The organism is Micromonospora parva (assembly GCF_040649675.1).
In the GTDB taxonomy this organism is placed as follows: domain Bacteria; phylum Actinomycetota; class Actinomycetes; order Mycobacteriales; family Micromonosporaceae; genus Micromonospora; species Micromonospora parva.
This window is the reverse complement of record NZ_JBEZFX010000005.1, coordinates 240440-266673: the sequence shown is the minus strand read 5'-3', so window position 1 is coordinate 266673 and position 26234 is coordinate 240440. Positions and strand designations below refer to the sequence as shown.

The following is a 26234-nucleotide window of genomic DNA, read 5'->3' as shown; positions in this document are numbered from 1 at the left end:
TCGTTCCTCCGGAAACAGGTAACTGACCGTCCGTATAGGACTGATCATCTGATCGTGACGATGATACGTATCGATCGATTCCGGCGCGGCCCCGACGATGTCCGGCCGGTGTGGTAGCTCTGTAGGCATGTCCGAGGCCATCCTCAGCAAGGTGCGCAAGCTGCTGGCCCAGGCCGAGGATCCAGCCTGCACGCCTGCCGAGTCGGCCGCGTTCACCGCCAAGGCGACCGACCTGATCGCCCGCTACGGCGTGGACCGGGCCCTCCTCGCCGCCCGCGACCCCACCACCGACCCGGTCGGCGACCGGGTGCTGGACATCGTCGCCCCGTACGCCCGCGACAAGGTCGGCCTGCTCGCCGCGGTGGCCGAGCCCCTGCGCTGCCGCTGCGTACGCCGCCGGCAGGGCAACGGGTTCACCCTGCACCTCTTCGGCTTCGCCAGCGACCTGGAACGGGTCGACCTGCTCTTCACCTCACTGCTCGTGCAGGCGGCGCACGGCCTGGCCGCCACCGAGGTGCCGGCCGACGACCACCCCGCGGCCTTCCGGCGCTCCTGGCTGGCCGGTTTCGCCGAGGTGGTGGGCGGCCGAATCTGGGCGGCCGAAACCGCGGCGGCCAGCGAGTCGGGTACGCCGTCGATGGCGCTGGTGCTGGCCGACCGGTCCGACCGGGTCCAGCGGCGGCTCACCGAGGAGTACCCGCGGCTGCGCACCGCACCGCCGCGCCGGTTGGGTGGCACCGGCTTCGGCTCGGGGGCCGAAGCTGGCCAACGCGCCAACCTCGGTGGTCGGGACCTCGGCGGCGCCGCTGCCGGTCGGCAACTCGGCCGGTGATCTCGTGGGCCGTCAGGCCGTCGTGGTGGGGCGGTGGCGCGACACCGCGGCGACGTAGCGGGTGAGCAACTCGTGCCAGCCGGCGGTGAGCGCCTTGCGGTAACCCTCGGCAGCCTCGCCGTGCCGGTCGAAGTGCCGATGCTCCAGGTCGACCCGGGTGCGTTCCGGCCCCTCGGAATGGAACAGCACCTCGACCTCGCTCGCGCGGGCCGGGTCCGGCACCGGTGCCCGATCCGGGCCGATCTGCCAGACGAAGACAAGCCGGCGGGGCGGATCCCAGGTGAGCACCCGACCCCAGTCGGCGCGGAAGCCGTACGGGCCCAACTCGTAGAGCATGCCACCGGCCCGCGGCTCCATGCCCAGCTCGGCCAAGGCGTCCGGGCCGGACCAGGTGTACTCGGTGACCCACCAGTCGGTCAGCTCATCAGTGAAGACCGCGAACGCGTGCTCGGCGGAGCCCGGGACGACAAGGCCGCACCGGAGAGAGAATTGGCCGACGTCCTGCCGGATGTCGGCCGGATCAGTCAATTCCTGTCCCATAGGCCCGGACCATACCGGCTGATGCCCGGCTGTGCAGCTTCGCGCGGTGCCCGGTTCCAGACAGAGTGTCGCCGGGTCGTCACGGACGGGATGCCGCGCCGGAAAGCGGGTAACCGCGCCCAACGGCTCGGACGACCGGGCCGGAACGCAGGCGGGGCGGGAGAGCATGAGCGAGAGCGGACAGCAGCGGGAGCCGGACCGGAACGTCGACAGCGGGAACCCGGACGTCCTGCTCGACATTCCGAAGGTCTCCGTCGACTCCATCCGACTGGCGGTCGACGGCCTGGAGGCCGACCTGTCGCTGCGCGCCCGAGTGGCCAACCTGCTCCAGGTCGACGCCGGCGTACGGGTGCACCTCAACGGTGGCGAGTTGAACGTCAACGGGGTGAACGCCGAGGCGCAGCTGCGGGTCCGGTTGGAGCAGCTGACCAGGATCCTGGGGCGAGCGCTCGACACACTCGACAACAACCCACAGATCATCGAGGCGCTCGCGCACACCGCCGTCGACGACGTGGAGCGCAGCACCCAACAGGTGACCTCGGGCGCGGCGGAGATCAAAGCGTCGAGCCGGCACTCGGACCGCCTACGCGACGAGCCGGGCCGGCAGGTGGGCGCAGCCGGACCGTCAGTCGACCGTGGTCGGCCGGCTTCCGCTCGGCAGGTTCTCGGTCAGCCGGGTTCTGACCAGCCTGAACCTGGTCGGCCGGGTTCTGATCGGCCTGCGTCTGGTCAGCCGGGGCCTGATCAGCCGGGGCCTGGTCGGCGGGGTTCTGATCGGGCGGATGCGGGTCGTGAGGATGCCGGTCGGTCCGGGGTCGGTCCGGCCGGGTCGGCACCAGATGCTGGCGGCCCCGGACCGCGAGCTGGCGGCCCCGGGTCAGCTGACCAGGGGCATCCGCAGGGACAGCGGCCGGCCGGGGAGGGCCAGGGGCCGCAACGCCCCGAGGGGTCGGCGGGGACGGCGGCCGCAGAAGGCCGCGGCAAGCCCGATCAGTCGGCTGGGGCCGGCCCGAGCCCGTCCGGGGATGGCGACGGTGGTCTGCCGGGCGCGGCGCAGGCGGCGGCCCAGAGCGCCGCGCAGAGTGCGGCCCAACTCGCCGAGCAGGCGGGGGAGACGTTGCGACAGGCCGGACGCAGCGTGTGGGAGGCGATTCAGGGCGGCGTCGCGCAGCACCGCCCGCAGGGTCGCCGCGACTGACACCGCCCCGCCGCCCGCCCCGGTCGACGTTGCCCCGCCGCCCGCCGCGACCGACTGGTAGCCGCGAGGCGTGGGTGATCGACTCGGTTTCCTTGATATCGCGGTGTCGCGCGCGCTGGGACACCGCGATGTCACGAAAGTCGAGTCGATCAAGCGGACCCGGGGTGGTGCTGATCACGCAGCCGGGTTGGGCTGGGCGTGTGGGCTGGCCGGAGGTCGTCGGCGCAAGCACCGGAAACAGCAAGATCCCCACCTGCGAATCCGCTGGTGGGGACCTTTGTAGCCCGGCGAAAGGCTATGTGGCCAGGGGCGGGGTCGAACCGCCGACCTTCCGATTTTCAGTCGGACGCTCGTACCAACTGAGCTACCTGGCCGTGCCGCTCGGCTCATGTTACCCGGCAACCGGACGAACCGGTGGCAAGGCGACCTGCTCCGATACGCAGAACGCCGCGCGGGGCGCGGCGTCAGCGCTGCGGTCCTGACGGGACTTGAACCCGCGACCTCCGCCTTGACAGGGCGGCGAGCACTCCAACTGCTCCACAGGACCTAGCTTGTGTTGCTCCGGCTTGCGCCGGTCGTGCCCCCAACGGGATTCGAACCCGTGCTACCGCCTTGAAAGGGCGGCGTCCTGGGCCGCTAGACGATGAGGGCGGCCCCGCCATCATTGCACACTCGCAACTTCAAGCGGACTTGCTCCCATCCGGCCCCGCCGGAGGCTTCGAAAGCATACGTGATGCCCGGCCGGTCGACAAAATCGGTATCACCAAGGGCTTGGGGTGGGTCATAACGGCAGGTCAGGGCGGTTCTAGTGGAGTCGGGTGATGCCGAAGCGCCGCTTCAGATCGGCGATCATCTTCGGGCAGGCGGCGAGGGTCGCGGCCCGATTTCCGCCACCGTCGTGCAGCAGCACGATGGCCCCGGGGCGGGTGGCGGCGTGCACCCGTTTGCCGATGGTGGCCGCGGTGGGCTTGTCCCAGTCCTGCGGGTCGACCGACCAGTGCAGCGGGCGCATGCCGAGGTTCTTGGCCACCCCGAGCACCTCCGACGTCCACCGGCCGCCCGGTTGCCGGTAGAACGGCACCTTCGCGCCGGGAGAGGCCTTCTGGATGGCCTTGTTGGTGCGGTCCAGGTCGGCCCGAATCTCGGCGACGGGTCGGCGGGCGAGATCGAGGTCGTGTCGCCAGCTGTGGTTGCAGAGCTGGTGTCCCTCCCGGACGATCCGTCGGACCAGCTCCGGGTGGCGCTGCACCTCCCGACCGACGACGCAGAAGGTCGCTGTCACCTTGGCGGCCTTCAGTTGGTCGAGCACCTTGGGTGTCCAGGCTGGGCTGGGCCCGTCGTCGAACGTCAGGGCCACCGGGCGTACGCCGGTGTTGCGACCCAGACCGGCGGGCAGCTTGGCCGGCAGCGGCCGCAGTGGCGGCTTGGCCGGCTTGGTGACACTGGGGTGCGGTTTCGGGGTGGGTGGCGCGGTCGATTCCGGCGGTGGGGCACCGACGGGTGCGATGGTGCGGTGCGGCTGGGCACAACCGGACAAGACCAGCGCCACGGCGAGGACGGACGCCAGGACGGCGCGGGCTTGCATCTGCTCGCTCCCGGAGGGGTCGGGGTAGGCGGACCCGCCCGACGGTAGTTCACGCCGCCAGCCGGCGACAGTGCGATCAGTCACGCCTCGACTGGTGCAGGGCGTCGCGCACGGCAGCGGAGAGTGAGACCGCCTCGGCCAGGTCCACCGGCCGCACCACCCCGGCGGGCAGGGTGTCGGCGCGCCAGCCGGGGCCGGCGGCGAGCACCAGCAACGGGCGCCGGGGTGCGGCCAGGAGCGCGCTGAGTTGGGCCGGGTCGGCGGTGGCCCGAGTGTGTGACCAGAGCACCACGGCGGCCGGTCCGGTCCGGTTGACCGCCTCGACGAGCGCGGCCACCGGCACCCGGGCGCCGAGCATCCGGTAGCTGACACCGGCCTCCGCGAGTGCTGCGGCCAGCGCCTCCAGCGGCAGGGTGTGCTGTTCCTCGTCGGCACAGGAGAGCAGGATCCGGGCCGGCCCGGTGGGGACCTTGGCCCGGCTGGCCGCCGCGAGCGCTTCCGAGACGCAGCGGGACATGAGGTGTTCCACCTCGATCAGGCCGGAGGTGGCGGCGTGCCGTTCGCCGATGCCGGCGAGGACCGGGCGCAACAGGCTGTCCCAGGTGGCGACGACGCCGTCGGCGGCCAGGGCGTGCGCGATCGTCTCGCTGATCGCCGCCGCGTCCAGGCGCATCGCCGCCCGGGCCAGTCCGCGGGCCGCCGGGCCGGCACGGCCGACCGGGATGGTGCCGCCGCCGTCACGGCCGGTCGGGTGGATCCGGGTGGGGGTGACGGTGCCGTTGGCCGTTGGATCCGGAGCCTGGCGGGCCCAGCGGGCCGCCTCGGCGGGGCTCACCCCCTCGGCGGTGAGTCGCCGCATGATCTCGAGGCGGACCAGGTCGGAAGGGGTGTACCGGCGGTGGTGACCGGGGATGTGTTCGCTGGGACCGAGCCCGTAGCGCTGGTGCCAGGTGCGGAGGGTCGTCACCGCGACCCCCAGCCGGCGTGCGACAGCGCCCGCGCTCAGCGCCTCATCGACCACCCGACCGCTCCGCCGTGTCATCCGCCGACGATCCGGGCGGGGTCATGACCGGACCGGTTGCGCCCGACCGGGACCCCGAGGGGCGGAGCAGCCGGTTCACCACCCCGCCCAGCCAGGGCGCGTACGACCGGGGGTCGAGGGACAACTCGGCCTCCAGCGCGGTGGGGTCGGCCCACCGCAGCTCGGCCACCTCGTCCGGGTCGGGCAGCAGCGGAGCGCCGGGCAGGAACTCGCCTCGCAGCACGTGGTCGTACTCGAACTCGACCCGACCGGTGGCCGGGTCCTCGGCGTAGTAGACGTAGATGCCGACCTCGGTCAGCTCGACCGGGCCCGCGCCCAACTCCTCACTCAGCCGGCGGTTGGCCGCCTCGGCGAGCGACTCCCCGGGCTGCGGGTGGCCGCAGCAGGAGTTGGCCCAGCGCAGCGGGAACCGGGTCTTGGCGGCGGCCCGACGCTGGAGCAGCACCTGGCCGTCCGGGTCCATCAGTAACACCGAGAAGGCCCGGTGCAGTTGCCCCGGGGGTTGGTGCGCGGCGGCGACGGTCGTCTCGCCGTGGGCCTTGCCGGTCTCGTCGACGAGTTCGACGAGATGTTTTTCGCGGCTGCTCATCGACCTTCTCCGGTGATTCGGCCGGCGGCGAGCTTGCCGGAGATGAGCACCATCGGTACGCCCACGCCGGGCTGGGTCCCGGAGCCGACGAACACCACGTTCGACAGGTCGCGGTGCAGGTTGGACGGGCGGAACGGGCCGGTCTGGAAGAGGGTGTGCGCGGCGGCGAACGGGGTGCCCGCCGCCATTCCCTGCTCCTCCCACTCGGCCGGGGTGACCGCCCGTAGCACCTCGACCCCGGCCCCGAAGCCGACGTAGCCGCGCTCCTCCAGGGTGCCGATCAGCTGCTCGGTGTAGCGCTTGGTCAGGTCGCCGCGCCACTCGAACGGCGACCGGTGCAGGTTCGGCACCGGGGCGAGCACGTAGTAGGTGTGCCGGTCCGCCGGGGCCACTGCGGGGTCGGTCCGGCTCGGGTTGGTCACCAGCAGCGACGGATCGGTCATCAACTCGCCCCGCCGGATGACCTCATCGAAGGTGCCCTTCCACGCGCGTCCGAAGTGGATGTTGTGATGGGCGATCTTCGCATAGGACTGTCGGGAGCCGACGTGCAGAACGACGCAGGACGGCGAGTAGGTGAGCCGACGGCGCGGCTCGGCGGGGAGCAGGTCCCGGTAGGCGACCGGCAGGTCGGGGTTGAGCACCACCACGTCCGCCGGCACCAGCTCGCCGTCGGCGGTGAGCACGCCGGTGGCCCGACCGTTCGCGGTCTCCACCCGGGTCACCGTGGTGTCGTACCGGATCTGCACGCCGTGCTTCTCGGCCGCGCCGGCCATCGCCCGGGAGACCGCGTGGATGCCGCCGCGCGGGAAGTAGACCCCGGCCACCGAGTCGAGGTACGCGATGACCGCGTAGATGGCCAGCGCGTCGTGCGGCGCGAGGCCGGCGTACATCGCCTGGAAGGAGAAGATCCGCTGGGTACGTGGGTCCCGGAAGAACTGGTTGATCTTCGTCTGGAGGCGTCGGAAGGCCCCGCCGCCGAGCAGCTTGAGCAGGTTGCCGGTGATCAGATCGGTCGGCGCGTCCAGGTTGCGCTCGATGAAGTCGGTGCGTTCCAGCCGCCACAGCTCCCGCGCGTACTCGACGAACCGCAGGTAGCCGTCGGCCTCCCGAGGCCCGCAGACCCGGGAGATCTCGGCCGCCATCCGGGTGGTGTCGGTGAGCACGTCGAGGGTCGAGCCGTCCGGGTAGTACGCCCGGTAGGCGGGATCGATCGGGGTCAGGTCCAGCCAGTCGCGCAACTCCTCGCCGACCGCGCCGAGCGCCTCGGCGATCAGGTCGGGCATGGTGAGCACTGTCGGCCCGGTGTCGAACTCGTAGCCGTCCACGCCCAGCCGGCCGGCCCGCCCACCGGGCACCGGCTCGCGTTCCAGCACTGTCACCTGTCGACCGCTGCCGGCCAGGTGCAGGGCACAGGCGAGCCCACCCAGCCCGGCTCCGACGACCACCACCCGGTCCGTCCGTCCGCTCACCGTCCGCACGTGACCACCTCCTTGCTCAAGTCGCTCATCAGGCCCGCCGGTTGGTTGCGGCGGTGGCCAGCCCGGTCAGCGCGGTGCGCGCCGTCTGGTCCACGGGTGCGGCGTCGAGCGCGGCCAGCGCGTCGCTCACCCGTTCGGCGATCATCTGCTCCACCCGGGTCACCGCGCCGGTCTCGGCGACCAGCCCGGCGAGTTTGTCGACCGGTCCGTCGGCGGCCCGCTCCAACGCGGTGAGCTGGGCCGGGGTGGCCAGCTCCCGGGCCAGCATGAGCAGCGCTGTCGGTTTGCCGGTGCGGAGGTCGTCACCGGTCGGCTTACCGGTGGCCGCCGGGTCGCCGTAGACGCCGAGCAGGTCGTCGCGGAGCTGGAACGCCTCGCCGACAGCCAGGCCGTAGCGGGTGTAGGCGGAGACCAGCGGCTCGTCGGCGGGCACCCCGGCCAGGGCGGCTCCGAAGAGCAGTGGTCGCTGGACGGTGTAGCTGGCGGTCTTGTAGCGGGCCACCCGCAGCGCCCGGTCGACCGACCAGCTGGCTGGGGCGTTCTCGCCGAGCACGTCGAGGTACTGCCCGGCGACCGTCTCCACCCGCATCTGGTCGTAGCAGCGGCGCACCTCGAAGAGTCGGTTCGACGGCACCGAGGCGTGGGCCAGCAACTGGTCGGCCCAGACCATGCAGAGGTCGCCGACGAGCACGGCGACGGCCTCGCCGAACCGGCCGGGGTCGCCCCGGTGGCCGGCGGCGAGGTGCTGTTCGGCGAGCGCGACGTGTGCGGTGGGCCGGCCACGGCGGGTGGTGGACGCGTCCATCACGTCGTCGTGCACCAGCGCGAAGGTGTGCAGCAGCTCCAGCGCGGCCAGCGCGGGCAGCACCGGCGGCAGCGCTGCGGTGCCGCCGACCGCCCCGCGCCAACCCCAGTAGGCGAACGTGGACCGGATCCGTTTGCCGCCGGCCAGGACGGCCTCCCGGGCGGTGGCGGCGAAGCTTCCCATCGATGGGTCGATGTCGTGGAGGGTGTCAACCTCGGCGGTGAGGAAAGAGTCCAGGGTCTCGTCGACCGCCGTTACCAGATCGTGGGTGTACGCGGCCAGAACGGCGCGGACCGGATCGTCCCCGTCCGCCGGCCCAGCCGGCGCCACGCGGGTCACGTCACCCGCAACTGCGTCGTTGGCCATGTGGCCGAGCGTACCCTAGGCTACGGGTTGCGTCGATTGGTGCGTCGATAAATTAGAGGAGGGCCGGTGGAAACCGATCTCACCGCTGCCTATGACCGGTGTCGTGAGCTGCACAAACGCCACGGCCGCACCTACTATCTCGCCACCCGCCTGCTTCCCGCTTGGAAACGACGGCATGTGCACGCCCTCTACGGGTTCACCAGGTACGCGGACGAGATCGTCGACCGCACCGAGGCACTGCCGCCGGCCGAGCGGGCCGCCCTGCTGGACAACTGGGCCGGCCAGTTCGTGGCCGGTCTGCACGGTGCGTCGGTCGACGACCCCCTGTTGCCGGCCGTGCTGCACACGATCGCCGTCTTCGACCTCGACCGGGACGACTTTGCGTCGTTTCTGAAGAGCATGGCGATGGATCTCACCGTCACCGCGTACCCGACCTACGACCACCTGCTCGACTACATGGAGGGCTCGGCGGCCGTCATCGGCACCATGATGCTGCCGATCCTGGGCAGCTCCGACCCGGTGGCGGCTCGGGAGCCGGCCCGACAGCTCGGCTTCGCCTTCCAGCTCACCAACTTCATCCGGGACGTCGCCGAGGACCTCGACCGGGGCCGCACCTACCTGCCGGACGAGGACCTGGCGAAGTTCGGTGTCACCCGCGAGGAGTTGGTGGCGGCCCGCGACCGGGGCCGCGGTACGCCCCGGATCCGCGAGCTGATCGAGTACGAGGTGACCCGCGCCCAGGCGCACTACGCCGCCGCCGCACCGGGCATCACCATGCTCGCGCCCGCCTCGCAGGCCTGCATGCGCACCGCGTACGCGCTCTACGGCGGCATCCTCGACGAGGTGGCCGCGCAGGATTACGACGTCTTCGTTCGGCGGGCCCTGGTGCCACAGCGGCGACGGATGGCGGTGGCCGCGCGGGCCCTGCTCACCCCGACCGGGACCCCGGTCGTCATTCCCGGGCCGGCGATCCACCCGCAGAGCCGGTGACCGCGAGTACGGCGGTCGTGCTCCTCACCCGCGACCTGCGGGTGCACGACCACCCGGCGTTGGCCAGCACCTGCGCGGCCTTCGACCAGGTGGTGCCGCTGTACGTGCTCGACCCGGTGCTGGCCGGCCGGTCCGCCAACCGCACCCGCTTCCTGCACCAGGCACTGGCCGACCTGCGCGCCCAACTCCGCGACCTCGGTGGCGACCTGGTGGTCCGGCACGGTGACCCGGTGACCGAGACGATCCGGCTGGCCGCCGAGGTCGACGCCACCGCCGTGGCGCTCTCGGCCGACGTCAGCCACTACGCCAGCCGGCGGGAGCGGCGACTACGCGCCGAGTGCGAGCGGCACCGGCTGCACCTGCGACTGTGTCCCGGGCTGACAGTGGTCGAGCCGGGTGCGTTGCGGCCCGGTGGCGGCGGTGACCACTACCGGGTGTTCAGCCCGTACCACCGGGCCTGGGCGGCCCACCGGTGGCGCGAGGAGCTGGCGGCACCGCGCCGGATCGCGCTGCCCGCCCGGGTCCGGGTGGGCCAGCTGCCGGCGCCGCCCGCCGGCGACTCGCCGGAAGCGGCCGTCGGTGGCGAGCGGGTGGCCCGGCAACGGCTCACCGACTGGCTGCCCGAGCTGACCCGGTACGGCGATCAGCACGACGACATGGCCGGCGACGACACCTCGCGGCTGAGCCCGTACCTGCGCTTCGGTTGCGTGTCGCCGCTGGCGGTGGCGAACCGTGCCGGGGACCGGTCCGGCCCGTTCGTCCGGCAGCTCTGCTGGCGGGACTTCTACTACCAGGTCACCGCCGCTTTCCCGGAGATCTCGACCACGGCGTACCGGCGGGGAGCCACCGAGCGGTGGCGTTACGACGACGACGCGTTGGCGGCCTGGACCGAGGGCCGGACCGGGATGCCGATCGTCGACGCCGGGATGCGGCAGTTGCGGACGCAGGGCTGGATGCACAACCGGGCCCGGCTGATCACGGCCGGCTACCTCACCACACACCTCGGTCAGGACTGGCGCTCCGGGGTGGCGGTGTTCTTCCGCTGGCTGCTCGACGGGGACGTGGCGAACAACTCCGGCAACTGGCAGTGGGTGGCCGGTACCGGCAACGACACGAAGCCCTACCGGGGGTTCAACCCGGTCCGGCAGGCCGAACGGTACGACCCGGCCGGCGACTACGTGCGTCGGTGGGTGCCGGAGCTGGCGGGGGTGCAGGGCAGGGCGGTGCACCAGCCGTGGAAGCTGCCCGACCAGCTCCGGCGGGCGGTGGACTACCCGCCACCGTTGTCGGTGCCCGGCACCGACCCGGTCTGGCTGCGCTGACCACCACGTCAGAGCACCGAGTGCAACGCCTCGACCAGCTCGTCCACCCGGTCGTGTTCGGCGAGGTGCGCGGTGGCGTACGCGAAGGTGTAGCCGCGCTCCGGGTCGGCCCACGCGCTGCTGCCGCCGATGCCGCCCATGCCCCAGCTGCCGTCCGGCTCGCGTTGCATGCCCAACGTCCACTGGACCGGGCGGTCCAGCACCAGGTCCGGCCCGTCGTACTGGACCCGGGTGGTCTCCGCGATCAGCGCCGGGCTGACCAGCCGGACACCGTCCAGGACACCGCCGGCCAACAGCCCGGCGTAGAGCCGGGCCAGGCTGGGCGCGGTGGCGTGCAGGTTGACCGCGGGCATCTCGGCGCCCCGCCACAGCGGGCTGTTCAGCACGGCGAGGTCCAGCCCGCCGGCCGGGTTGCCCAGCGCCCGCGCCCGCAGTGACAGCGGTTCGCCGAGCTTCCGAGCGGGCCACTGCGGGTCGCCGTACCGCAGGTCAGCGCAGCGCAGCTGGTCCGCCTCGGCCAGCCCGAAGCCGAGGTCGAGCTGCCAGGGGTCCGCGATCTCCTCGGCCAGGAACCGGCCCACCGACCGTCCGTCGACCCGGCGGACCAGCTCGCCCACCAGATGCCCGTACGTCCAGGCGTGTTCCCCGGCGACCGAGCCCGGTGACCATTCGGGGTCGGCGGCGGCCAGGTCACCGGTGAGCAGCGCCCAGTCGGCGATCGCGGTGGCCGGTCGGGGCACCGGGAAGGCCGGCAGCCCGGCGGTGTGCGACAACACCTGCCGCACTGTGGCGGGAGTACGGAACTCCGGCCAGTACCGGTCCATCGGTGAGTCGAGGTCGACAGTTCCCCGGTCGACGAGCAGCAGCAGGCAGAGCGCGGCCACCGGCTTGCCGACCGAGTAGACGTTGACCAGCGTGTCCGGCAGCCACGGCGCGGCGCCCGGCCGGTGGCCGCCGCGCGAGCCGCCGACCAGGTCCACGACCGGCTGCCCGTCGTACCAGATGGTCAGGGCGGCCCCGGTCTCCCGTCCGGAGGCGAGCAGGTCGTGGAAGTGGTCCCGGACCGGAGCGAAGCGTGTGTGCATCCGGTCACGGTAGGCGTCCGGGCCGGTGCGCGTGCCGGCTTTTCCGCCGACCTCGGTGGCCGGGGTGGTGTCGCCGGGGGATGCTGTTTGGTGTGGCGGAGCCGGAGCTGGTTGATGTGGTCGTGGTCGGGCTCGGAGTCGGCGGCGAGGAGGTGGCCGAACGGCTCGCCGAGGCCGGCCTGAGCGTCGTCGGCGTCGAACGGGATCTCGTCGGCGGGGAGTGCCCGTACTGGGGCTGCATCCCGAGCAAGATGATGATCAGGGCGGCCAACGCGCTCGCCGAGGCCCGCCGGGTCGACGGGCTCGCCGGGACGGCGCAGGTCCAGCCGGACTGGGCGCCGGTGGCGAAGCGGATCCGCGAGGAAGCCACCGACACCTGGGACGACACGGTCGCGGCCGAGCGGTTCATCGGCAAGGGCGGCCGGCTCGTGCGGGGCAGCGGGCGGCTCGACGGTCCGCGCCGGGTCCGCGTCGGTGACCAGGTGTTCGAGGCCCGGTACGGGGTGGTGCTGGGCACCGGTACCCGTCCGTCGGTGCCGCCGATCGACGGCCTGGCCGACACGCCGTACTGGACCAACCACCAGGCGATCGAGGTCGAGGAGCTGCCGGAGTCGCTGCTCGTGCTCGGCGGCGGCGCCATCGGTCTGGAGTTGGCGCAGGTCTTCGCCCGCTTCGGGGTCCGGGTCACAGTGGTCGAGGCGCTCGACCGGGTGCTGGCCATCGAGGAGCCCGAGGCGTCCGAGGTCGCCGCCGCGGCGCTGCGCGCCGACGGCGTGGAGATCCACACCGGGGTACGCGCCGAACGGGTCGAGCACGACGGGACCCGGTTCACACTGCGGGGTGAGGGCGGCGCGGAGTTCACCGCCGACCGGCTGCTGGTGGTGACCGGGCGCAAGGCCCACCTGGCCGAGCTGGGTCTGGACACGGTCGGGCTGGACGCCAGCCAGCGGTTCCTGCCGGTCGACGACCGTCTGCACGTCACCGAGCATGTCTGGGCGGTCGGCGACCTGACCGGCGAGGGCGCCTTCACCCACATCGCCATGTACCAGGCGGGGATCGTGATCGCGGACGTCCTGGCCCACGCTCGGAAGGCGAAGGCCGGGGCGGACGCCAGCGGCACCTCCAGCGTGGTCGGCGGAGCGATGGGCGCGTCCAGCGCACTGGCCGCCAGCGGTTCGAGCGGATCGGCCGGCACCGTCCCGCGAGCCGACTACCGCGCGCTGCCCCGGGTGACGTTCACCGACCCCGAGATCGGTGCGGTCGGGCTCACCGAGCAGCAGGCCCGTGAGCGCGGCATCAACGTGCAGGTGGGCTTCACCAAACTCGGCAGCTCGACCCGAGGTTGGATCCATCGGGTCGGCGACGACGGTTTCATCAAGCTCATCGCGGACGCCGACCAGGGCGTGCTGATCGGTGGCACCTCGGTCGGCCCGGCCGGCGGTGAGGTGCTGTCCGCACTGGTGGTGGCGGTGCACGCGGCGGTGCCGCTGAGTCAGCTCCGGCACATGATTTACGCGTACCCGACCTTCCACCGGGCCATCGAGTCCGCCCTGCGCGATCTGTCCTGACCCCCTGCCCGGGTGTGCGCCGCTCCGCGCCCCTGCCCCGCACCCCGCAAGATCGCGCAACATCCAGGATGTAGTGGGCATCCCGGCGTTCCGTTGCCAGTACATCCTGGATCGAGCGTGACCTTGCCGGCCGTCGACGTGGCGACCCGTACCCGATCGGCCGTCGGAGGCATGCGCCGCACGCGCGAGCAGCCGGCCAGCAAGCGCGGCGCAGTTTGCTGTTCATTTCTTTCATGCAGGTGACGTACGATTGCGGCCGTGACCAAGCGGTTGACAGAAGTTGCCAAGAAGGCGGGCGTCAGCGAGGCCACCGTCAGCCGGGTGCTCAACGGCCGGGACGGCGTCTCCGAGGCGACCCGGACGGCCGTGCTGACGGCGCTGGACGTGCTCGGTTACGAGCGGCCGACCAAGTTGCGTGGCGAACGCGCCCGGCTGGTCGGGTTGGTGCTGCCGGAGTTGCAGAACCCGATCTTCCCGGCGCTGGCGGAGGTCGTCACCGGCACGCTCGCCCAGCGCGGCTACACCCCGGCGCTCTGTGCCCGCACCATCGGCGGCGTCTCCGAAATGGACTACGTGGAGATGCTCCTCGACCACCAGGTCTCCGGGGTGATCTTCGCTGGTGGTTCGTACGCGCTCGCCGACGCCCGGCACGACCACTACCGCCGGCTGACCGACCGAGGGCTTCCGGTCGTGCTGGTCAACGCAGGTGTCGACGAGCTGGGGTTCCCCCGGGTCTCCACCGACGACGCGGTGGCGGTGGAGCAGGCGTACGGGCACCTGCGCTCGCTCGGGCACGAGCGGATCGGCATGGTGCTCGGCCCGGAAGGGCATGTGCCGTCCCGGCGCAAGCTCGACGCGATGATCCAGGCTGCGGGCTGGGGCGAGGGCGACGCTGAGTGCGTCGAGCGCTCCAGCTTCTCGATGGAGGGGGCGCGGGTCGCCGCGACGAAGTTGGTCGAGCGGGGCGTGACCGGCATCATCTGCGCCAGCGACGTCCTGGCGTTGGGCACGATCCGCGCGGCCCGGCGGCTGGGCCGTTCGGTGCCGGCCGACGTGTCGGTGGTGGGCTTCGACGACTCCGCGTTCATGACGTGCACCGACCCGCCGTTGACCACGGTGCGGCAGCCGATCGAGACGATGGGGCAGGCCGCCGTGGATCTGCTGGTCACCCAGATCGAGGGTGCCGGCGTGTTGCAGGACGAGCTGCTGTTCGAGCCCGAGCTGGTGGTACGCGGCTCCACCGCTCCCGCCCCTCGTCGCTGACCGACCCGGGGTGATCCGCCCCCGCTGAAACGACGCTTCGGCCGTCGATCGCCTCGCGCGGTCGGCGGCCTTTCGTCGTTGCCGGAACCGCGTCGGCCGGGTCCGAACCGCCGCCCGTCCATAACTGTCCAAAAGCCACCAAGTCAGGGCAGTTCCAGTGTTCCGTCGGCATCTGTCGTTAGTAAGTCGTGTCCTTTCAGAACACGATCGAAACCTTGCTGGAATGAGTCGGTCTCGCTACAGTGACTCCACTCACACCTGGCTCCGACGCAGCTACTGGGCGTCAGGTCGTATCACCGCAGATCAGCGAAGGTCATTGGAGACACCCGTTCCCGAAGGGATGGACAGATGTCCGTACCGCAATACCGAAAGGCTGCGGCGGTCGCGCTCGTGGCCGGCCTGGGGCTCAGCCTCACGGCGTGCTCCACGAAGAGTGACGACAAGGGCGCGACCGCCGGCGGCAAGGTCACCATCACGGTGGACTGCCAGCCGGTCGGTGCCCAGAAAGAGCTGCTGAAGAACTGGAACGACGACGTCGCCGAGTTCCAGAAGCAGAACCCGGACATCGTCATCAAGAGCGTCAGCGTTGGCGAGCAGTGCAACAACCCGCCGGACTTCACCGCCCGTCTGGCCGGCGGCACCGTGACCGACGTGTTCTACGGGTACATGACCGACCTCCAGCAGGTGCTCGACTCCGGTCAGGCGATGGACATCAGCCAGCACGTCAACAAGGACGCGATTCCGACCTGGGACAGCGTCGACCCGGCGCTCAAGGAGGTCTTCAGCGACGGCGGCAAGCTCTACGCCGTTCCGGTGAAGAACTACTCGATGGGCCTGGTCTACAACAAGGTCCTGTTCCAGCAGGCCGGGCTGGACGTGAACAACCCGCCCAAGACCTGGGCCGACGTCCGGGCCGCCGCCAAGAAGATCTCCGCGCTCGGCAACGGCATCGCCGGCTACTCCGAGTACAGCGCCGGCAACACCGGCGGCTGGCACTTCACCTCCCTGCTCTACTCGCAGGGCGGCCGGGTGCTCAGCGAGGACGGCAAGAAGGCCGACTTCAACAACCCGATGGGCAAGCAGGTCCTGCAGAACCTCAAGGACATGCGGTACGGCGACAACAGCATGGGCGCCCGTCAGCTGCTCCAGTGGGGCGACCTGCTGACGAACGCCGGCGCGGGCAAGGTCGGCATGTTCATCGGCGCGCCAGACGCCACCCAGGCGATCGTCAGCCAGTTCCAGGGCAAGTTCCAGGACTGGGCGATGGCTCCGCTGCCCGGCCAGGACGGTGCGGCGAAGGGGACCCTCGGTGGTGGCGAGGGTTACTTCTTCAAGAAGGACCTCACTCCCGAGCAGGTCAAGGCCGGTCTGAAGTGGATCGCGTACCAGAAGCTCACCCCGGGCAAGGGCCAGTTCGACTACGTCCGGGCCAAGCCGCAGAACTACCCGGTGGGTCTGCCCCAGCCGCTGCTCTTCGCCAACGGCAGCGACGCGCAGAAGCAGGAGCTGGAGCTGCGCAAGGCGAACGCGAACGTCGACACGGCGAACTTCGCGCTCTTCGAGGCGACCCCGGTCCCGATCAAGGGTGAGCCGCGCAACGCCCAGGCCATCTATGCGGTGCTCGACGCCGCGATGTCGGGTGTGCTGACCAACCCGAACTCGAACATCGACGCCCTGCTCAAGACCGCCGAGGAGAAGGTCAACCAGCTCCTCGCCGCCGAGAGCTGACCGCTCGTGTGGGGGTCGGGACGCCGACCCGACCCCCACGCCACTCGCACCACGCCTCGACGTCACCGACTCACCCAGGAGTTGCCTTGGCGATCACCACCGTCCCGGAGACCCCCAGGAAACCGGGCCGTCCGCCGTCGCCGTACTCGGCGAGGCCGCAGCGCACGGGCCTCGGCCGCAAGGTACGGGACAACCTCACCGGGCACGCGTTCCTGATCGGTGCGGTGCTCTGCTTCGTCGTCTTCTCCTGGTACCCGATGGTCCGCGGCATCGTCATGAGCTTCCAGCGGACCCGGCGCGGCGAGACCACCTGGGTGGGCTGGGACAACTACACCCGTCTCATCGCCGACCCGAGCTTCTGGCCCGCGTGGAAGAACACGTTCTACTTCACCGGGCTGGCGCTCGTCCTCGGGTACGCGGTGCCGTTCTTCGTGGCGATCCTGCTCAACGAGTTCCGCCACGGCAAGGGCTACCTGCGGATCCTGGTGTACCTGCCGGTGATGCTGCCGCCGGCCTCCGCGCTGTTCCTCTTCAAGTTCTACGCGTACGACCCCAGCGAGGCGGGGCTCTTCAACGCGATCCTCAAGGCGTTGCACCTGCCCACCTCGCAGTGGATGCAGTCGCCCGAGATGACCATGCCGGCGATGGTGGTCGCGTCGACCTGGATGAACATGGGCGGCGCGGTGCTCATCTACCTGGCGTCGCTGCAGAACATTCCCGGCGAGCTCTACGAGGCCGCCGAACTCGACGGCGCCGGAATCTGGCGGCGGATCCGTCACGTGACCATCCCGCAGACCCGGTTGATCCTCGCGCTCCTGGCGATGTTGCAGATCGTCGCCACGATGCAGCTCTTCATCGAGCCCCTGATCCTCGCCAACGGCGCGGGCGCGGAGGACTCGGCTACCTCGGTGGCGTACCTCATCTACCAGCACGGGTTCTTCCAGAACGACCTCAACGGCGCCGCCGCCCTGGGCGTGATCATGCTCGTGGTGCTGGCCGGCTTCTCCGCCGTGTACGTGCGGCTGACTGCGAAACAGGACTAGGACGGCGAGGAATGGCACAGGACTCCGCAACCCGGACCCTCATCTCCCAGACCCAGATCAGCCGGGGGCGTGGCCGGATCATCTACTGGACGCTGCTGGTCGTCGTCGTGGCGGGGTTCACGCTCGTCTTCCTCGGGCCGCTCTACTGGATGGTCACCGGCGCGCTCAAGTCCGGCCAGGAGATCGCCCAGACTCCGCCCTCGCTGTTCCCGAAGGACCCGCAGCCGCAGAACTACATCGACGCGTGGAACAACCTGGACCTCGCCAAGCTGCTCTTCAACACCTTCTACTACGCGATCGGCGCGGTGCTGTTCCAGCTCGTCCTCGACACCGCCGCCGCGTACTCGTTGTCCAAGCTCCGGCCGATCTTCGGCAACGTGATCCTCGCCCTGATGCTGGGGACGCTGATGATCCCGGCGATGGTCCTCATCGTCCCGCAGTACGTGACGGTGATCGACCTGCCGATCGTGCACATCAACCTGCTCGACTCACCGTTCGCCATCTGGCTGCCACTGGTCGCCAACGCGTTCAACATCTTCCTGCTGAAGCGGTTCTTCGACTCGATCCCGGAGGAGTTGATGGCGGCCGCCCTGATGGACGGGGCGACGTCGCTGCGCACCCTGTGGTCCATCATCCTGCCGCTGTCGCGTCCCATCCTCGGCGTAGTGTCGATCTTCGCGGTGACGGCGGTCTGGAAGGACTTCCTCTGGCCGAAGCTGGTCATGCCCTCGCCCGAGACCCGGACGGTCAGCGTCGGCATCTACGCCTTCGCCGGCGGTACGCCGATGAACGTGGTGATCGCCGCGTCGGTCATCGCCGCGATCCCCACGGTCATCATCTTCCTGATCTTCCAACGCAACATCATGTCCGGTCTGACCACGGGCAGCATCAAGGGATAGCCATCACCGGATCCCTCCGCGCGGCGAACGACGACCGTTCGCCCGACACATGACCAGGTCCGGCGAACACGCCGACGTACTGACGCAGAAAGCAGGTGCTCGTGTCCACAGCTGACAGAAGTCCGTGGTGGCGGGGAGCGGTGATCTACCAGGTGTATCCCCGGAGCTTCGCCGACGGCAACGGCGACGGCATCGGCGACATCGCCGGCATCCGGTCCCGGCTCAACCACCTGTCCGCGCTCGGCGTCGACGCGATCTGGTTCAGTCCCTGGTACCCGTCCCCGATGGCCGACGCCGGCTACGACGTCTCCGACTACCGCGACATCGACCCGGTCTTCGGCACCCTGGCCGAGGCGGAGGCGCTGATCGCGGAGGCGCACGAGCTGGGCATCCGGACCATCGTCGACGTGGTGCCGAACCACTGCTCGGACGCGCACCCGTGGTTCCAGGCCGCGCTCGCCGGCGGGCCGGGGGCACCCGAACGGGACCTGTTCTGGTTCCGGCCCGGCCGGGGACCCAACGGCGACGAACGACCCACCGACTGGGTCGGCGAGTTCGGCGGCGAGACCTGGACCCGCACCACCAACCCGGACGGCACCCCCGGCGACTGGTACCTGCACCTGTTCGCCCCGCAGCAGCCGGACTTCAACTGGGACCACCCCCGGGTGCGGGAGGAGTTCGAGGACATCCTGCGGTTCTGGTTCGACAGGGGCGTGGACGGCATCCGGATCGACTCGGCCGGGCTCCTGGTCAAGGACGGGACGCTGCCCGAGGTCCGACCGGACCAGCCGCACCCGTTCCACGACCTCGACGGGGTGCACGACATCTACCGGGGCTGGCGTCGGGTCGCCGACGAGTACCCCGACCGGGCGCTGATCGGTGAGGTGTGGCTGCCGGACCGGCAGCGGTTCGCCAACTACCTGCGCCCGGACGAGCTGCACGCCGCGTTCAACTTCGACTTTCTCGGCTGCGCGTGGGACGCCGCGGCGCTGCGGGAGAGCATCGACGGGACGTTGAGCGCGCACGCGCCGGTCGGCGCGCCGGCCACCTGGGTGCTCTCGAACCACGACGTCACCCGGCACGTCACCCGCTACGGCCGGGCGGACACCCGGTTCAGCTTCGCTGCCAAACGCGAGGGCATCCCCACCGACCTGGAGCTGGGCACCCGCCGGGCCCGGGCCGCCGCGCTGCTCTCCCTGTCGCTGCCCGGTGCCGCCTACGTCTACCAGGGCGAGGAGTTGGGCCTCTACGAGGTCGAGGACATCCCGTACGCGCTGCGCCAGGACCCGATGTGGGAACGGTCCGGCCGGATCGACCCCGGTCGGGACGGCTGCCGCGTGCCGCTGCCCTGGGCCGGGGACGAGCCGCCGTTCGAGTTCAGCCCCGAGGGTGCCGCCGCGCCGTGGCTGCCGCAGCCGGCGGACTGGAAGGACCGCACGGCCCGCGCGCAGACCGGCGACTCGGCCTCGATGCTGGAGCTGTACCGGGCGGCGATCCAGGCGCGGCGGGCCGAACCGGCGCTCGGTGACGGCACGCTCACCTGGCTGCCGGCCCCGGACGGGGTGCTCGCGTTCAGCCGCGGTGGTGGCTTCACCTGCCTGGTCAACCTCTCCGACACGGCCGTGCCGTTGCCCGCCGAAGCGGAGTTGCTGCTGGCCAGCGGGCCGCTCGACGAAGGGCTGCTGCCCTGCGACACAGCGGTCTGGCTGCGTACCCCCGACGTGGCGGACGGGCCGCGCGCGGCGAAGGGAGCCGACCAGACCTGACCGCCTCGGTGCCGGCGGCCCCGTCCCTGCCGCCGGCACCACCTCACCCCAGGAAGGAGGAGCGACGGGCGTACCCCCGCACCCGTCGACGGGCAACGCACCGACACCCACCCCCGAAAGAGGTGTAGCGACCCATGTCCAGAACTGGCACCACACGAGGCACGCCGCAGAGCGGCCCGCCCCACCCCGTCCCCGCCACCACCCGCACCGGTCGACGGCTGCTCGCCGGTGCGCTCGCCGGAATGCTTCTCGTCACCGCGCCGGTCGTCACCCCCACGGCCAGCGCGGCACCGAAGGCCGACCCCTCCGCCGCAGCCGCTCGCGTGGCCATGCTCGCCGGCCTTTCCGCGACCATGACCGCCAGCAGCTACAACCAGAACTACGTCGCGGTCAACGCCAACGACGGCAACGCCTCGACCTACTGGGAAAGCGCCAACAACGCGTTCCCGCAGTGGATCCAGGCGGACCTGGGCGCCACCGTCACCGTGGACCGGGTGGTGCTGAAACTGCCGCCCTCGTCGGACTGGCAGACCCGCACGCAGACCCTGTCGGTGCTGGGCTCGACCAACGGCTCGTCCTTCACCACCCTGAAGGCGTCCGCCGGCTACACGTTCAATCCGAGCAGCGGCAACACCGCCACCGTCAGCTTCACCGCCGCCAGCACCCGCTACGTACGCGTGCAGGTCACCGGCAACACCGGCTGGCCGGCCGCGCAGTTCTCCGAGGTGGAGGTGTACGGCGCCACCGGCAGCACCGACACCCAGGCCCCGAGCGTCCCGGGCAACCTGGCGTACACCCAGCCGGCCAGCGGGCAGATCCGGCTCACCTGGTCGGCGTCGACCGACAACGTCGCTGTGACGGGCTACGACATCTACGCCAACGGCGCGCTGCGCGGCAGCGTCAACGGCTCGACAGTGACGTACACCGACAACCAGGCGGACAGCGCCACCGTCTCGTACTACGTGCGGGCCAAGGACGCGGCCGGCAACCAGTCGGCGAACAGCAACACCGTGACCCGGACCGGCACCGGCACCCCACCGACCGGGAGCAACCTGGCGGTCGGTAAGCCGATCACCGCCTCCGGGTTCGTGCACACGTTCGTGGCCACCAACGCCAACGACAACAACGTGGCCACCTACTGGGAGGGCAACGGCAACCCGAGCACGCTGACCGTGCAGCTCGGCGCGAACGCCAGCCTCAGCCAGATCGTGCTGAAGCTCAACCCGGACTCGGCGTGGGGCACGCGTACCCAGAACATCACGGTGCTCGGCCGGGACCAGGCCTCGTCGTCCTTCACCACACTGGTCGGCGCGGCGAACTACACCTTCAACCCGGGCAGCGGCAACACGGTGACCATCCCGGTCTCCGGCGCGGCCGCCGACGTACGGCTCTCGATCGCCTCGAACACCGGCGCACCGGCCGGGCAGGTGGCCGAGTTCCAGGTCTTCGGCACCCCCGCGCCGAACCCGGACCTGACCGTCACCGGCATGTCCTTCAGCCCGTCCGCCCCCGTGGAGACCAGCACCATCACGCTCTCCGCGACGGTGCGCAACGCCGGTTCGGCGGCCTCCGGGGCGACGAACGTCAACTTCTACCTGGGCGCCACCCGGGTCGGCACCGCATCGGTCGGCAGCCTCGCGGCCGGCGCGTCGACGACTGTCAGCGCCAGCATCGGCACCCGCGACTCGGGCAGCTACCCGCTGAGCGCGAAGGTCGACGAGTCGAACACCGTCGTCGAGTCCGACGACACCAACAACAGCTACTCCAACCCCAGCCCGCTGGTGGTCGGTGCGGTGGCCAGCTCCGACCTGGTCGCCTCGGCCGTCGACTGGTCGCCGGGCAACCCGCCGCCGGGCAGCACCGTCACCTTCTCCGTGTCGATCCGCAACGCCGGCAACCAGGCGTCCGCGTCGGGCGCGCACGGCATCACGCTCACCGTGCTCAACGAGTCCGGCACCGCCGTCCGGACCCTGACCGGCTCCTACTCCGGCGTGATCAACGCCGGTGCGACGGTCGGACCGGTCAACCTGGGCACCTGGACCGCCGCGAACGGCAAGTACACCGTCCGGGTGGTGCTCGCCGTGGACGGCAACGAACTGCCGGTCAAGCAGACCAACAACACCACCGACCGCCCGCTCTTCGTGGGGCGCGGCGCGAACCTCGGCTACGACATGTACGAGGCCGAGGATGGCACCACCGGCGGCGGCGCCGGGCAGGTCGGCCCGAACCGGGACATCGGCAACCTCGGCGGTGAGGCGTCCGGGCGTCGGGCGGTCACCCTGAACAGCACCGGCGCGTACGTCGAGTGGACCACCCGGGCGGCGACCAACACCCTGGTCACCCGCTTCTCGATTCCCGACGCACCGGGCGGCGGCGGGATCGACTCGACGCTCAACATCTACGTCAACGGCACCCTCCACAAGCCGATCAACCTGACCTCCAAGCACATCTGGTTGTACGGCGCGGAGGCCAGCCCGAGTGACTCGCCGAGTGCCGGCCCGCCTCGCCACCTGTACGACGAGGCGAACGTGATGCTGAACTCGACCATCCCGGCCGGCAGCAGGATCCGTCTGCAGAAGGACCCGGCCAACACCACCACGTACGCGATCGACTTCGTCAACCTGGAGCTGGTCGCACCCCGGGCCAACCCGGACCCGGCCCGTTACCGGGTGCCGTCCGGCTTCAGCCACCAGGACGTGCAGAACGCGCTGGACGCGGTCCGGATGGACACCACCGGCAACCTGGTCGGCGTCTACCTGCCGGCCGGCACCTACGAGACCGCCCAGAAGTTCCAGGTGTACGGCAAGCCGATCACCGTGACGGGCGCGGGCATGTGGTACACCCGCTTCCAGACGCCGACCGGCCAGCAGAACACCGACGCGGGCTTCCGGGTGGAGTCCTCGGCCAGCGGGTCGTCCTTCTCGCACCTGGCCTTCTTCGGCAACTACACCAACCGGATCGACGGGCCGGGCAAGGTGTGGGGTGAGCTGAAGGACGTCGACAACATGACCCTGGACAGTGTCTGGGTCGAGCACACCGTCTGCGCGTACTGGGGGGTGAGCGTCAGCGGGCTCACCATCAAGAACAGCCGCTTCCGCAACACCTTCGCCGACGGGGTGAACCTGACCAACGGGAGCACCAACAACCTGATCACCAACACCGAGGGGCGGTCGAACGGCGATGACGCGTTCGCTCTCTTCTCGGCGACCGACCAGGGTGCCTCGGTCGGCAACAACGGCAACGTGTTCGAGAACCTGACGGCCACGCTGACGTGGCGGGCGGCCGGGTTGGCGGTCTACGGCGGCTACAACAACATCTTCCGCAACCTCTACATCGCGGACATGTTGACGTACTCCGGGATCACCATCAGCTCGCTGGACTTCGGCTACCCGTTCATCGGGTTCGGGGCCAGCCCGCCCACCCAGTTCCAGAACATCTCGATCGTCAGAGCCGGCGGACACTTCTGGGGCTCCCAGACGTTCCCCGCGATCTGGGTCTTCTCCGCATCCAAGGAGTTCCGCGGCATCCGGGTGTCCGACGTGGACATCGTCGACCCGACGTACACCGGGATCATGTTCCAGACCAAGTACAACGGGTCGCAGCCGGAGAACCCGATCACCGACACGGTCTTCACCAACGTCTCGATCAGCGGCGTCCGCAAGAGCGGTGACGCGTACGACGCGAAGTCCGGCTTCGCGATCTGGGCCAACGAGATGCCGGAACCCGGTCAGGGCCCGGCGGTCGGCTCGGTCACCTTCACCAACCTGCGGCTGACCAACAACTACCAGGACATCCGCAACACCACGACAACCTTCACCATCAACCGCAACTGAGCTAGCGCGTGGTCGACGCCGTCGGGAGGGTCCCCTCTTCCGGCGGCGTCGTGCCGTGCCGGCCCGCGCCGGCGGCAAACCGGGCCGCACCGGCCAGCGCGTCCGCCGCCAGCGAGTCCATCCCGTACGCCAACTCGGTCGCCAGCGCCTCCGGCTCCGGCCGCCCCGCGCCGGCCAGCACCGCGGCCCGGTCGTTGCGCAGGCAGGTCTGCGGGTGCCGGGCGATCGACGCCGCCAACTCCTCGGCCGCCGCCCGCGCCTGGCCGGGTGGCACCACCCGGTTGACCAACCCCATCGTGTACGCCTCGTCGGCCGGCACCGGGCGGCCGGTGAGGATCAGGTCCATCGCCCGGCTCTCGCCGATCAACCGGGGCAGCCGGACGGTGCCGCCGTCGATCAACGGCACTCCCCAGCGGCGGCAGAACACCCCGAGGGTCGCATCGGACTCGGCGACCCGCAGGTCACACCAGAGCGCCAACTCCAGGCCGCCGGCCACCGCGTACCCGGAGATCGCCGCGATCACCGGTTTGCTGAGCGTCATCCGGGTCGGACCCATCGGGCCGTCCCCCTCCGGCTCCACCCGATTGCCGCTCGGCGTGCCGATCGCCGTGAGGTCGGCACCGGAGCAGAACGTGCCCCCGGCACCCCAGAGCACCGCCACCGCCGAGTCCGGGTCGGCCTCGAAGGCCCGGAACGCGTCCGCCAGCGACCGCGCGGTGGGACCGTCGACGGCGTTCCGAGTCGCCGGCCGATCCAGCACCACTGTGCTGACCGGTCCACGCCGCTCCACCCGCACACCCATCCCGCCAGCATGCCCGGCCCGCCGCACCCCCACAATCCCCGTCGATCTTGCACTTCCGGGTGGCGTTATGCGGATTGTGCCCCGGACCCTCGGCGCAGGGCCTGCGCGATCGGCGGCGTGGGGGTGCGGCAGGTTTGTCGCCGCCGACCGGTTTGCGACGACGATCGCCGGGAAGTCGGTACTCGTGCGAGCACTATTGACGAAAGTTGAGCAGGACTCCCGGCTGGATGGCGCGGGTGACCGGTTGCAGAAGGTCGTCCTGGGGACCCTGCGTCCGCGCCGGCTGCGCGATCTGCTGCACGGGGTGACCCTCGGACACCCGCTGCACCCGGCGATGGTGCAGGTGCCGGTCGGTGCGTGGATCAGCGCCGCGGTGCTGGACCTCATGCCCGGGCAGCGCCGGCCGGCCGCCGTGCTGGTCGGTCTGGGCACGGTCAGCGCGCTGCCAGCGGCCGTCGCCGGTCTGAACGACTGGGCGGCGCTCGCCCGGGACCAGCGTCGGGTCGGCCTGGTGCACGCCGCCGCCAACACCGTCGGCATGGCGATCTACGCCGGCTCGCTGGCCGCTCGGATGTCCGGCCGCCACGGGATGGGCCGCGCGCTCGGCTTCCTCGGGCTCTCCACCGTGAGCCTGGGGGCGTACATCGGGGGTCACCTCGCGTACAAGCAGGGGGCGCAGGTCAACCAGAGCATCTCCGAGCTGCACCGGATGACCGACGGTTGGCACTCGTTGGCCGACATGGCGACGTTGCCGCAGCGCACCCTGATCACCCGGGAGGTGGACGACAACATCTCGGTGATCCTCTACCGGCACGGTGACGAGGTGACGGTGATGTTGGAGCGCTGCCCGCACCAGAGCGGGCCGCTCGGCGAGGGCGAAGTGCAGGAGATCGACGGTCACGCCTGTGTGGTCTGCCCGTGGCACGGCAGCGCGTTCCGGCTCAACGGCGGCGAGGTAGTGCAGGGGCCGTCCGGCAACGACCAGCAGGTCCTGCCCACCCGGATCCAGAACGGCGTGCTCCAGACCCGCCTGCCCTGACCATCGGCCGCGACCGCTGCTCTGGTCGGCGGCGATGCTTGTGCACGGACCCCATGGAGCGGGCCGGCCGCGACACGTCGGCGCACCTGGTAACACTCCGTGGCGACCCCGGAGGCAATGACACGCTCGACGCCGATGCCTGTGGGTCATCTTTATGACTCACAGGCATCTCGCTTCCCGAGGAATTGCCTCGGGGCGCTCCCGCTGCGGCCGGGTGACCAGACCGTCGCCACCGTGCTGGCCGGTCGCCGTGGCCAGGCGGCACACCCCCGCACCAGACGCGGAGCCTGAACAGGGCCAGCCGTGCGACAGCGTCGCGCGGGTCGATCTCCTCAGCTGCGTCGGTGGCGGCCGACCGGCGGTCCGTCCGGTACGGAATCCAACCCGTGCTCACCGTTGAACAGCCCGCCTTCGGCACCGGCGCCGGCCCAGCCGTCGTCGCCACTCCACTCGCCAGCGCC

The 26234-nt window shown here is 70.9% G+C and carries 20 protein-coding genes and 3 tRNA genes; 12 read left to right on the top strand and 11 right to left on the bottom strand.

Features of this window, described 5'->3' with window-relative positions; translation table 11 throughout:
* Positions 1 to 127 precede the first annotated feature (127 nt).
* Entirely contained in the window at positions 128 to 832 is a 705-nt protein-coding gene (locus AB0C03_RS15015) for a DUF2786 domain-containing protein (RefSeq protein ID WP_357637141.1), read from the top strand.
* Between the two features lie 12 nt (positions 833 to 844).
* Here the strand turns inward: AB0C03_RS15015 and AB0C03_RS15010 are convergent, their stop codons facing one another.
* Positions 845 to 1372, bottom strand: a complete 528-nt coding sequence (locus tag AB0C03_RS15010) for an SRPBCC family protein (RefSeq protein ID WP_030332229.1) — start codon at positions 1370 to 1372, stop codon at positions 845 to 847.
* A 166-nt stretch (positions 1373 to 1538) separates the two neighbouring features.
* Between AB0C03_RS15010 and AB0C03_RS15005 the strand changes: the two genes are divergently transcribed.
* Complete coding sequence (locus AB0C03_RS15005) at positions 1539 to 2570, top strand: hypothetical protein (RefSeq protein WP_357637138.1); 1032 nt, start codon at positions 1539 to 1541, stop codon at positions 2568 to 2570.
* Positions 2571 to 2870: 300 nt separating this feature from the next.
* On the opposite strand, the gene AB0C03_RS15000 is transcribed toward AB0C03_RS15005, so the two are convergent.
* The 8 genes from AB0C03_RS15000 to AB0C03_RS14965 all read right to left on the bottom strand — a co-directional run bounded on the left by AB0C03_RS15000 (position 2871) and on the right by AB0C03_RS14965 (position 8435).
* Positions 2871 to 2944: transfer RNA gene (locus tag AB0C03_RS15000), tRNA-Phe, on the bottom strand.
* 99 nt (positions 2945 to 3043) lie between these two features.
* Positions 3044 to 3117: transfer RNA gene (locus tag AB0C03_RS14995), tRNA-Asp, on the bottom strand.
* 31 nt (positions 3118 to 3148) lie between these two features.
* Positions 3149 to 3221 (bottom strand) — tRNA-Glu (locus AB0C03_RS14990).
* Positions 3222 to 3375: 154 nt separating this feature from the next.
* Positions 3376 to 4155: a polysaccharide deacetylase family protein gene (locus AB0C03_RS14985; RefSeq protein ID WP_030332233.1), complete on the bottom strand. Its 780-nt coding sequence runs from the start codon at positions 4153 to 4155 to the stop codon at positions 3376 to 3378.
* Between the two features lie 76 nt (positions 4156 to 4231).
* The gene (locus AB0C03_RS14980) at positions 4232 to 5176 is read right to left on the bottom strand and encodes a MerR family transcriptional regulator (protein ID WP_030332235.1); all 945 of its coding nucleotides are present in this window, start codon (positions 5174 to 5176) and stop codon (positions 4232 to 4234) included.
* On the bottom strand, positions 5166 to 5786 hold the full coding sequence (gene idi, locus AB0C03_RS14975) for an isopentenyl-diphosphate Delta-isomerase (RefSeq protein ID WP_030332237.1): 621 nt from the start codon (positions 5784 to 5786) through the stop codon (positions 5166 to 5168). The genes AB0C03_RS14980 and idi overlap by 11 nt, the downstream gene beginning before the upstream one ends.
* Positions 5783 to 7264 carry a phytoene desaturase family protein gene (gene crtI / locus AB0C03_RS14970; RefSeq protein ID WP_030332239.1) on the bottom strand — a complete coding sequence of 494 codons (1482 nt, stop codon included), beginning with the start codon at positions 7262 to 7264 and terminating at the stop codon, positions 5783 to 5785. Before crtI ends, idi begins: the two co-directional genes overlap by 4 nt.
* 28 nt (positions 7265 to 7292) lie before the next feature.
* Complete coding sequence (locus AB0C03_RS14965) at positions 7293 to 8435, bottom strand: polyprenyl synthetase family protein (RefSeq protein WP_030332241.1); 1143 nt, start codon at positions 8433 to 8435, stop codon at positions 7293 to 7295.
* A gap of 66 nt (positions 8436 to 8501) precedes the next feature.
* On the opposite strand from AB0C03_RS14965, the gene AB0C03_RS14960 reads away from it, so the two are divergent.
* Both AB0C03_RS14960 and AB0C03_RS14955 read left to right on the top strand, forming a co-directional pair.
* The gene (locus tag AB0C03_RS14960; RefSeq protein WP_210858181.1) at positions 8502 to 9425 is read left to right on the top strand and encodes a phytoene/squalene synthase family protein; all 924 of its coding nucleotides are present in this window, start codon (positions 8502 to 8504) and stop codon (positions 9423 to 9425) included.
* Positions 9422 to 10747: a cryptochrome/photolyase family protein gene (locus AB0C03_RS14955; protein WP_357637130.1), complete on the top strand. Its 1326-nt coding sequence runs from the start codon at positions 9422 to 9424 to the stop codon at positions 10745 to 10747. Before AB0C03_RS14960 ends, AB0C03_RS14955 begins: the two co-directional genes overlap by 4 nt.
* Before the next feature lie 8 nt (positions 10748 to 10755).
* Here the strand turns inward: AB0C03_RS14955 and AB0C03_RS14950 are convergent, their stop codons facing one another.
* Positions 10756 to 11832 (bottom strand): serine hydrolase domain-containing protein, encoded by a 1077-nt coding sequence (locus AB0C03_RS14950; protein ID WP_357637127.1) that lies wholly within the window; start codon positions 11830 to 11832, stop codon positions 10756 to 10758.
* A 92-nt stretch (positions 11833 to 11924) separates the two neighbouring features.
* Between AB0C03_RS14950 and AB0C03_RS14945 the strand changes: the two genes are divergently transcribed.
* The 7 genes from AB0C03_RS14945 (at position 11925) to AB0C03_RS14915 (ending at position 23932) form a co-directional block, all read left to right on the top strand.
* Positions 11925 to 13400, top strand: a complete 1476-nt coding sequence (locus tag AB0C03_RS14945) for a dihydrolipoyl dehydrogenase family protein (RefSeq protein WP_081883834.1) — start codon at positions 11925 to 11927, stop codon at positions 13398 to 13400.
* Between the two features lie 258 nt (positions 13401 to 13658).
* Entirely contained in the window at positions 13659 to 14663 is a 1005-nt protein-coding gene (locus tag AB0C03_RS14940) for a LacI family DNA-binding transcriptional regulator (protein ID WP_030332250.1), read from the top strand.
* 348 nt (positions 14664 to 15011) lie between these two features.
* Entirely contained in the window at positions 15012 to 16391 is a 1380-nt protein-coding gene (locus AB0C03_RS14935; RefSeq protein ID WP_030332252.1) for an ABC transporter substrate-binding protein, read from the top strand.
* An 86-nt stretch (positions 16392 to 16477) separates the two neighbouring features.
* Positions 16478 to 17434 (top strand): carbohydrate ABC transporter permease, encoded by a 957-nt coding sequence (locus AB0C03_RS14930; protein ID WP_030332254.1) that lies wholly within the window; start codon positions 16478 to 16480, stop codon positions 17432 to 17434.
* An 11-nt stretch (positions 17435 to 17445) separates the two neighbouring features.
* On the top strand, positions 17446 to 18333 hold the full coding sequence (locus AB0C03_RS14925) for a carbohydrate ABC transporter permease (protein ID WP_210858185.1): 888 nt from the start codon (positions 17446 to 17448) through the stop codon (positions 18331 to 18333).
* Between the two features lie 101 nt (positions 18334 to 18434).
* Positions 18435 to 20099, top strand: a complete 1665-nt coding sequence (locus AB0C03_RS14920) for a glycoside hydrolase family 13 protein (protein ID WP_036411527.1) — start codon at positions 18435 to 18437, stop codon at positions 20097 to 20099.
* Positions 20100 to 20233: 134 nt separating this feature from the next.
* Positions 20234 to 23932 (top strand): discoidin domain-containing protein, encoded by a 3699-nt coding sequence (locus AB0C03_RS14915; protein ID WP_357637120.1) that lies wholly within the window; start codon positions 20234 to 20236, stop codon positions 23930 to 23932.
* A gap of 1 nt (position 23933) precedes the next feature.
* Here AB0C03_RS14915 and AB0C03_RS14910 read toward each other — a convergent pair whose 3' ends face one another.
* Positions 23934 to 24734 carry a crotonase/enoyl-CoA hydratase family protein gene (locus tag AB0C03_RS14910; protein WP_210859477.1) on the bottom strand — a complete coding sequence of 267 codons (801 nt, stop codon included), beginning with the start codon at positions 24732 to 24734 and terminating at the stop codon, positions 23934 to 23936.
* 184 nt (positions 24735 to 24918) lie between these two features.
* On the opposite strand from AB0C03_RS14910, the gene AB0C03_RS14905 reads away from it, so the two are divergent.
* On the top strand, positions 24919 to 25773 hold the full coding sequence (locus tag AB0C03_RS14905; RefSeq protein WP_030332264.1) for a Rieske (2Fe-2S) protein: 855 nt from the start codon (positions 24919 to 24921) through the stop codon (positions 25771 to 25773).
* Positions 25774 to 26234 lie beyond the last annotated feature (461 nt).